5 protein-coding genes are annotated in these 6,373 nt (G+C 70.8%); all 5 read left to right on the forward strand.

Annotation, left to right across the window (positions count from 1 at the left end; genetic code table 11):
- Positions 1-46: 46 nt before the first annotated feature.
- Positions 47-2,116 (forward strand): FUSC family protein, encoded by a 2,070-nt coding sequence (locus ABN273_RS25085; RefSeq protein WP_349451429.1) that lies wholly within the window; start codon positions 47-49, stop codon positions 2,114-2,116.
- A 158-nt stretch (positions 2,117-2,274) separates the two neighbouring features.
- On the forward strand, positions 2,275-3,189 hold the full coding sequence (locus tag ABN273_RS25090; protein WP_502911125.1) for an MBL fold metallo-hydrolase: 915 nt from the start codon (positions 2,275-2,277) through the stop codon (positions 3,187-3,189).
- 19 nt (positions 3,190-3,208) lie between these two features.
- Entirely contained in the window at positions 3,209-4,699 is a 1,491-nt protein-coding gene (locus tag ABN273_RS25095) for a carboxylesterase/lipase family protein (RefSeq protein WP_349451430.1), read from the forward strand.
- 8 nt (positions 4,700-4,707) lie between these two features.
- Entirely contained in the window at positions 4,708-5,091 is a 384-nt protein-coding gene (locus ABN273_RS25100; protein WP_349451431.1) for a RidA family protein, read from the forward strand.
- A 5-nt stretch (positions 5,092-5,096) separates the two neighbouring features.
- Complete coding sequence (locus ABN273_RS25105; protein WP_349451432.1) at positions 5,097-5,939, forward strand: hypothetical protein; 843 nt, start codon at positions 5,097-5,099, stop codon at positions 5,937-5,939.
- The last annotated feature ends 434 nt before the right edge of the window (positions 5,940-6,373 follow it).

The raw sequence follows: 6,373 nt of genomic DNA on the forward strand, positions 1-6,373 counted from the left end.
GTCGGAGGACCTCTGTTCGCTCACGGAAGGATGTACGGAGACCGTCATGCGGGCAAGAAAGACGGCGTTGCTGTGGGAGCGCTTCGCCGCCGCCGACCCCGGGCTGATGCGGCTGGCCTCCGCGATGCGCGCCGTCCTTGGCGCCGCCGCGTCCCTGACCGTCCTGGCGGCCCTGGGGCAGTCCGGCACGGCGTTGCTGGCCGGCGGGTTCACCGCGATGGTGACCTCGCTGGCCATCAGCGATCTGCATTCGCGCAACCAGCTCATCACGCTGGGGATAGGGGCTCCGGTGTCCCTCGCGGCCCTGGCCGCAGGAGCCGTGCTGAGGCCGTACCCGGTCACGGCCGCAATCGTGTTCCTGCTGCTCATCTACCTCGCCGTCCGCGCCCGCCAGTACGGCGCCAGAGGGCAGGGCGTGGGCGTCTTCGGTTTCATGGGCTTCTTCCTGGCGCAGTTCGCCGGGGCACGAGCGAGCGAGCTGCCGGCGATGGGTGGGGCTGTAGTCGTCGCGTTCTGTGCCGTCGTGGCCGTTTTCTACGGCACGGGATTCATGACGTCGTCCCGTGTTCTCGCCCGCCTGCGGCGCACCTTCAACGCGCGACTGCGCGACGTCCTGCGAGACACGGCCGTCCTGCTCAGCACCGCGCAGGACACCGGCACGCTGAGCCTGTCGCTGGAGCGCCGTCTGGACCGGCTCCACGCGGCTGCGCTCCTGATCGGGGACTTTCTCGGTGAGCGCGCGGTCGGCGAGGCCACCGATGGCCGGATCCTGCGGCACGTCACACGCGCGGAGGTGGCCGCCCAGCGACTCGTCGTACTCGCCGTCCGCGCGGCTCGCACACCACGTGACGCACCCGCCCTGCTACCGGACTGTCTTCGGGAGATCGACGAACTGGCCGCGGCCATGCGCCTTCCCGGCCCGCGCGTCGTCTCCCCGACGGGGATCGGGGCGACTCCGTACGAGCCCGCCGCACCGCGGACCGCCGGGCGCTGCCGCGAGGCGGACCCCGAAGGCCGGAGGCGGGGAACGACCCGGCAGGCCCTCCGGGTGACCGCCGCCTCCACGCTGTCCATCCTCGGTGGTCACCTGTTGTCACCCGACCACTGGTACTGGGCCGTCATGGCCACGTGGGTCGTGTTCATCAACACCGAGAGCACCGGCGAAGTCCTCCTGCAAAGCGCGCGCCGAGTGGCGGGCACAGTTCTCGGCGCGGTGTTCGGCTACGGCCTGGCCACCCTGGCCGGACCGTACGGCCCGCTGCTTCTGGTGCTGCTGCTGGCGTGCATGTTCGGGACCTTCTACACGCCGGCAGACGCCTACTGGGCAGTGACGTTCTTCATCACCGGCATGCTGAGCATGCTGCTCGCGCTGCTGGACACCTTCTCGACGACCGTGCTCGTCCTGCGCGTGCAGGAGACCGCGCTGGGAGTCGCCTGCGGCGTCCTCGCCACCGTGGTCGTGGCGCCCCTCACGGTCCGCCGGGCCGGCGACGAGGAACTAGTCCGCTTCCTGTTGGCCCTCAGCCGTCTGCTGGACGCGACGACGCGGAGCCCGAGCACCGGCACCACGACGAGCCTGATACGCGCGTCCCGTGATCTCGACCGGGCGCTGGAGTCCTTCCGCAAAGCCTGTCTGCCGCTCACCCACCCGTTCAATCCCCAGCGCGGCCGTCGTGATCGAGCTCGCCACCTGTTGGAACGGCTGGAAGCCTGTGCCTACCACGCCCGGAACCTGGCCGTCGTGGCCGGGCGCCTCCCGCAGGACGACGAGTACGCCACCCGGGTCACCGCGGCGGCCGACCGCACGCAGGGGAGGGTGACGCGCCTGATCCGCCTCGCGCGACGCCGGCGGCGCACCGCCTCCCACCCGGAACGCCTCAAGATCGCCGGAGCGCTGTCGCTGCTCTCCGGTGAACGGCGTACGCGTCGCGGGCCACTGTCGCCGCAGGAGCGCCTGCTGCTCCATCTGAACCGTATCGACCTGATTCTGACGGCGCTCGCACGAGCCTTTGACCCGCCGGCGCCGCCTGCTGAGCGGGTCGGCACACCGCGTTGTGCCCAGATGCAGTCAGGTGACTCATACCGCTGTCCACCACGGCCGGCGCACCATGGATGAGCAGGCGTAACCCCCTGAGGACGGGGACGCCTCCGCCGGGGTCACAGCACCACCGGCACACCGCCCCGCAGGAGCGCGGCACCCCCTGAACCCGTCATGAGCGGCCGCTCAGCCGTGCCGCGGCCGAGCACGCGGAACCGATCGAACTGGAGACAATCGTGGACACCATCACCCTGGGCGATGTCACGCTGACCCGGGTCTGGGAGTACTTCGGCCCTGTTGACATGACGCCTGAGGCGTTCTTCCCGAAGAGCCCGGCGCAGGCATGGGAGGCCCACCGTTCCTGGCTGGCACCGCACTTCCTGAACGCCGAGACCCGGATCGTCAACTCGGCGATCCAGACCTGGGTGCTGCGCAGCGAGGGAAGAACCATCCTGGTCGACACCGGCGTCGGCAACCACAAGGATCGCCCGTACGCACCCGTGTGGAACCGGTTGGACACCGCCTTCCTGGACAATCTCGCCCGCGCCGGGGTCCGTCCTGAAGACGTCGACATCGTGATCAACACGCACCTGCACATCGACCACGTCGGCTGGAACACCTACCTTGATGGCCGGACCTGGGTGCCGACGTTCCCCAACGCCACCTATCTCATGTCCAAGACGGACTTCGACTTCTGGAACCCTGCCAACGACCACAAGCCCATGCTGGGCCGCGGTAACCAGAATGTCTTCGAGGACAGCGTCGCCCCCGTACACGAGGCCGGCCAGACCCAGCTCTGGGAGGGCAGCCACCGCATCGACGGCAATCTGCGCCTCGACCTCGCCCCTGGCCACACGCCGGGCTCGTCGGTGCTGACGCTGGAGTCCGGGCCGGACCGGGCGCTGTTCGTCGGCGACCTGCTGCACAGCCCGCTCCAGATCCACGAACCCGATTCCAACAGCTGCTTCTGCGAGGACCCCGCCGAAGCCCGCGCCACCCGCCACAAGCTCCTGGGCTGGGCGGTCGACAACAACGCCCTCGTCATTCCCGCGCACCTGGGCGGCCATGGTGCCGCTGAAGTCATCCGCGAGGGGAGCAAGTTCGCGATCAAGGGCTGGGCGCCCTTCGCCCCGTACACCGAGCAGTTCTGAGCCCCGGAAAGGCACCACCGTGAACCACCGCCCTGACCCCGTCGTCGCCACCGCCCAGGGAGCCGTCCGTGGTCTGCGCCAAGGCGCGGCCCTCACCTTCCTGAACATCCCCTATGCCGCCCCACCTCGCGGCGCCGGCCGTTTCGCGCCGCCGCGGCCGCACGAGCCGTGGGAGGACGTGCGGGACGCCACGGCGCCGGGTCCCAACGCGCCGCAGTCCGAACGCAAGCTCGGCAGCGTGGATATGTCCCCCTATTTCGGCGCCGGTTGGAGCCGCGGGGAGGACTATCTCACGGTCAACATCTTCGCGCCCGCCACCGGCGGTGACGAACTGCCGGTCATGGTGTTCGTCCACGGCGGCGGATTCGTCGCCGGCTCGACGCGATCCACAATGTACGACGGCTCCGCGTTCGCCCGCGACGGCGTCGTCCTGGTCACTCTCAACTACCGGCTCGGCATCGCCGGGTTCCTCGACCTCCCCGGCGCGCCCGCCAACCGCGGCCTGCTCGACGTGGTCGCCGCGCTGCGCTGGGTCCAGGAGAACATCGCAGCCTTCGGCGGCGACCCGCACAACGTCACCCTCTTCGGCCAGTCGGCCGGGGCGACCATCGTCGGCGGCGTCCTGGCCACCTCCGATGCCGCGGGCCTGTTCCACCGGGCGATCGTGCAGAGCGGCAGCGGCCTGGGCGCGTTCAGCACCGAGCAGGCCGCCCGCGTCACCAAGGCGGCGGCCGAGGCCCTGGGCATTGAGCCCCACGCCGGCGCGTTCGCCGACGTCTCCGACGAACGCCTGGTCGAGGCCGCCTCCCGGCTCGCGGGCATCGATCTGCGGACCGACACCCACGGCGACCCGCTGATCGGACTCAGCCCGTTCAGCCTGGTCCTCGACACACAACCCGCCGCGTCCGTCGCCGTCGGCTTGAGCGCCGACGTCGACCTGCTCGTCGGCACCAACACCGAAGAGGGGAACCTCTACCTGGTCCCGGTGGGCAAGTACGCCACCTCGACCGCCGCCGACGTCGACGAGGCGGCGGCGCGCTCGCACCCGGATCCAGCACGGCTCGTCGAGGCATACCGCGAGTCGCGCCCCGAGGCGTCCTTCGCGGAACTGCGCTCCGCCATCATGGGCGACGCCCTGTTCGGCGCGGGCAGCCGCGCTCTGGCCGGCGCACACGCCGCCCATCCCGGGTCCGTCACCTACGCCTACGAGTTCGCCTGGCGCTCCCAGGCCCTGGACGGAGAGCTCGGCGCCACCCACGCGGTCGAGCTGCCCTTCGTCTTCGACCTCGCGGACCGGCCCGACCTGCACGGCCCCAACGCCCTGCTCGGTCCCGGCACGGCTCCCGCGGGCCTCGCCGCCCGCGTACACGAGACCTGGATCCGGTTCGCCAGGACCGGCGACCCCGGCTGGGATCCGTACGACGCAGAACGCGGAGCGACCATGCGCATCGACACCGAGTGGACCCAAATCGACGGCCCCCGCACCCCCGAACGCCAGGTCTGGAGCTGAGGAACATCATGACCAGAACCGTCATCAGCACCGAGAACGCCCCCATCCTGGGGGCCCCGCTGTCCCAGGGCATCCGCAAGGGCCCCATCCTTCAGGTCTCCGGGCAACTCCCCTTCGACCCGGACACCGGCGAGGTCGCCGGCGCCACGGTCGCCGATCAGACCGCGCAGACCCTGCGCAACGTCGATGCCGTGCTCAAGGCGGCCGGCGCGGGCTGGGAGGACGTCGTCATGCTGCGCGTGTACCTCACAGAGCCCGCCCATCTGGCCGAGATGAACCAGGCGTACGCGGCGGCTGTCGGCGCGCCCTTCCCCGCCCGCACCACCGTGTACATGCGGCTTCCGCCGGGACTGCTCGTCGAGATCGACGCCCTGGCCGTGCTGGACGACTGATCACCATGGCCGGTCATCTGACACGGGCGTGCGCCGCCCTGAGGGTCGCGCCGGCGCACCTGCCCGACGCTCCGTGCGTACTGGCCGGACAACCGGCGCCTCCTCCTGGGCCCCATCCCGTACGCCGCATCCACGAGCGGGTCCTTCAGACGGTGGGGTCGGTGCCGCCGGGCGCGCTCCAGCCGGGCGATGTGTACGCGGCCACGGACGTACAGGCGGGTCTCCTGAACGCCGAGGTCCCGGCCCCCTCCGACACGGCGGCCCTCTGCATCCGGCGCACGGTCGACGGTGTCGGCCCGGCCGACCTGTGGAAGCTGGCCCGCGGCACCGCAATGACCCGGGACGACCTCCTACGGGGCGCCGCCGCAGTCCTGGCGCCGGGATACCCCGGCGCCGGAGATCCGTTGCGCGAACTCGCCGCGCACACCCTCGCGCAGGAGGTCGCCGAACGGTCCCCGTGCCACTGGGGCCGCGACCACACCGAGGTGGTACGAGCCGCGCTGTATCGGATTCTGGCCGACCTCGCGGACACCCTCCTGGAGGTGTCGGACTCCACCCCGACACCCCTGGACTGGACCGTTCACGACAGCGGCCGCCGGTACTGCGCCACCACGGCGGGGCGCGGGGTGACACACGACGTACTGGTCCGGACGGCGCGGAGCACTCCCCCGGCGGCGGCGCCCGTCTGCCATCGTCACCCCCCACGCCCTGCCTGGCAGTGGAGGATCACCGGCGGACCGGCCGGCCGCGGCTCCCGAAGTTGTGCCCCCCTCCCCTCCGCATTCGCGGCACAGCACGCCGCCGAGTGCGCGATCACCGCACTCACCGCCGGGAGATGCGGGCTGTGACCAGCGTCGGCACGTGGGACTGTGCCGGCCACCGCGCTGTGCCGTCGACAGGGCGTCCCGGCTTGGTGGGTGCCACGCGCTCGAGTCCGCGGGGAGGAGATGAGGACGGCGGGTACAGCCATGAGCCCGGCCAGGACGGTGTCCCGCTCGGAAACACGATTTCGTGCTCCGAGCTGGGGTTTAGTTGCGCTATCAGAGCGGCGGCTGCGACCATCGCAAGGTTGTTATCGCTGGTCTACCGGTTGGTGAGGTGCCTGTTCGGCCTGCTGATGGCAGGTCGCGAGTGCCAGTGCCGAAGATTTGGTGCGTGCCCCCGGCAGGATTCGAACCTGCGGCACCCGCTTTAGTCTCCGATCTCCCCTGGTGGAGGAGGCCGTTCTGGCCTGAAAATCGGGGTGGTTGCCCGCTGACGTCGTATCTCCTTGGTCGTTCAG

Origin of the sequence: Nonomuraea sp. B19D2, assembly GCF_040137845.1 — a bacterium.
Classification (GTDB): domain Bacteria; phylum Actinomycetota; class Actinomycetes; order Streptosporangiales; family Streptosporangiaceae; genus Nonomuraea.